Below are 2,712 nucleotides of genomic sequence, written 5' to 3'. Positions count from 1 at the left end.
GTTCCTGTTTTTGCAAATCCACTGTGAAATTTCACCGTATCATATTTCTCAACTTGCTGCTTTGCCAGATTTGAAATTTCTTTCGGTGTTCTTCCGTCTTGGGTAAGAAAATTATGGGAGTGAGGAGTCTGTTGATTACATGGTTTTCCACTATCTATGACCAATACCTTGCGTAAGGACCTTCCTAAAGCAAGACTCGCTGATAGGCCAGCATAACTTCCTCCTATAATTATTACTTCAAATGATTGCGACTCCTTCATAAATCAAATGTTGATGGTGATTTTATTACACAGGCGAATGCATTACTGACCTTATCAGCCGTCCTTGCCTGCTTGTGAACCATCACAAAGGTAATACATTATTTCACAAATGCAACATTGTTGCATTTGTGAAATAATATCAACAATCACTGATTCCGCAAAGCATCCACCGGATTGCGAATGGCGGCCCGCCAACTTTGTCCTACAATAGTGAGAAATGCGATCAAAAGGGCTGTCCCGCCAGCCAGACCAAATACCCACCATTCGATAGAAATACGGTAGGCGAAGTTGGTCAGCCACTCTTGCATAACCCACCAACCCAATGGCACAGCGAGAAGCACGGCGATGAACACCAGCCACAGAAAATCTTTGGAAAGCAACAACACGATTCCGCCAATACTTGCGCCTAAGACCTTACGAATACTGATCTCTTTGGTGCGCTGTGCCGCCGCGAAAGTAGCCAAGCCCAGCAAACCAAGTGCCGAGATAAAGATCGTTAGCAAAGTAAAAAGCCATACGACTTGCGAAAGACGAGTCTCATTATCGTAAAAACTCGCGACGGTCTGATCCAGAAAAGTATAATCAAAGGCCGCTTCTGGCAGGTATTCCTGAAATAGGCCTGCCAGCTTCGGCAATATCGTATTCAGCGCATCCGGGCGTACTCGCACCAGCAAGAAATCAGGGCGCCCCTTGCTCTGATCATTATGCAAAACGTAAGCTCCAATGGGATGATGAAGTGATTCAAAATGAAAATCTTTGACCACACCGACGATTTGGGTGCCAGGGTCAAACAAGTTGCCAGGTGTTTGGCCGATAGCTTCTTCTGGTGTCCATCCAAAAATGCTGATTAGTTGCTCATTGACGACCACATCAATGGTAGTATCACCTTCAGCCTGAGTGGTGATGAATTTACCTGCCAATAATTCTAACCCCAACAAATCTTCGGAACCAGGCTCGGAAAAGTTTGCCAATACCCGGTGAGGAATCTGCGGATTGTCCGGGTCAGAAATGGAGTAACCACTGGTACCTATACCCGGAAATGCTTGCGCTCGGGCCACTTTTTCTACTCCTACTTGTTGGGCGATATTCTTTTCTAATGCCGTCTTACCAGCTTCATTATCAGAGCCTGCCAAGTTGATAGCTACGACGGCGTCAACACCATAGCCAAGCTTTTTCTGCCCCAGATAAGTGATCTGTTTTTGGCACAGCAAAGCCCCTGCAATGAGCGCTATACACACCACAAATTGACCAACTACCAAGACCTTCCTAAAAATCGCGTGCCCACTCCCCTGCCGCGCTACGGGTTGGAGCAATTGCTTGGCATTATTCATTCCCAAAGCAAGTGCCGGATAAATGCCAGCAACCAGCGTAACCGTCAACCACGTTATAGGAATTGACAGCCACCAACCATTTTCCAGTAACTGTTGCCACTGCAAATCGCGCTGGGTAAGTCCCGATAAACTGGGAGTCACCAATGTCAACAAACCAATCGAAAGTACAACTGCCAAACCGGTGAGCAATGCCGTTTCCGTAAGAAATCGACTAACCATGTGCCGGGTAGACGCACCAATGGCCTTGCTAATGCCAACCTCCCGCAGTCGTTGTTGGGAACGAGCCGTCGTCAGGTTGATGTAATTGAAACAAGCGAGCAGTAAAACCACTAGCGCCAAAATCCCCATCAAACGCACCTGTTTGGCATCACCAAGCCGGGTGGCATACCCTTGCAGTACGCCCGAGGAATGCAAGTGGATATCTGTGAGTGGTTGCGCCCAAAGGGAAAACCAACGATTTTCGGGTGCTATTGCATTTTCTAATACTCCCTGTATTTTTGAATTAATATCTGCTAGGTCAAAGCCAGGACGCAGCAGCAAGAACGTTTCATAACTCGCATTGCTCCAATACAAGCGATTGTATGCCCAGCCTACCGAGCTAAAAGAACCGATAATATTTGGTTGCCAAGAAGAATGGTCTGGGAAATCGGCGAAAACGCCTGTAATCTCTACACTTGATTCGTTATCAATCAGCAATTCTTTGCCAATCGGATTTTGCTCACCAAAAATTCGTTCTGCGGTACTGCTGTTGATCATTGCCGTAGCCGGACGGTCAAGTACCGTGGCACGATCCCCTGCAACCAGCGATACGTCGAACACATCGAGCAAGGTAGAGTCTGCCCAAAAAAGGCGTTCTTCTTTCAACCTTTTATCGCCGAAAGCTACCGAGGCTGTGCGCCCAAAATTATGGTGCAGCAAACGTACGAAAGCCTTCACTTCCGGCATAGCCTCCGCGAGAGCAGGGCCTGCTATGTTGGGCGCAGTGGCCCAACTCTCATCCAAATCTCCGTCTGCTACCTTTAGGTTAACCCTTACGATCTGGTCTGCATAATGATGCTGGCGATCAAAGCTGTACTCTTTTTGTACGTATAAAAAAAGTGCCATCGCTGCCGTCATTCCCA

At 47.3% G+C, this 2,712-nt stretch carries 2 protein-coding genes; both read right to left on the bottom strand.

What is annotated here, in order from left to right; all coding sequences use genetic code 11:
- The coding region (locus ACRBG0_RS10105) for an FAD-dependent oxidoreductase (protein WP_431486776.1) at nt 1–260 on the bottom strand (260 nt) is incomplete at its 3' end.
- A gap of 146 nt (nt 261–406) precedes the next feature.
- Nucleotides 407–2,712, bottom strand: a 2,306-nt coding sequence (locus tag ACRBG0_RS10100; RefSeq protein ID WP_431486775.1) for an ABC transporter permease, incomplete at its 5' end; no start/stop codon positions are given.

The sequence above is a fragment of the Lewinella sp. genome (assembly GCF_050633125.1).
Taxonomy (GTDB): Bacteria; Bacteroidota; Bacteroidia; order Chitinophagales; family Saprospiraceae; genus Lewinella.
The sequence above is the reverse complement of the archived record's forward strand: the minus strand, read 5'-3'. Positions and strand labels throughout refer to the sequence as shown.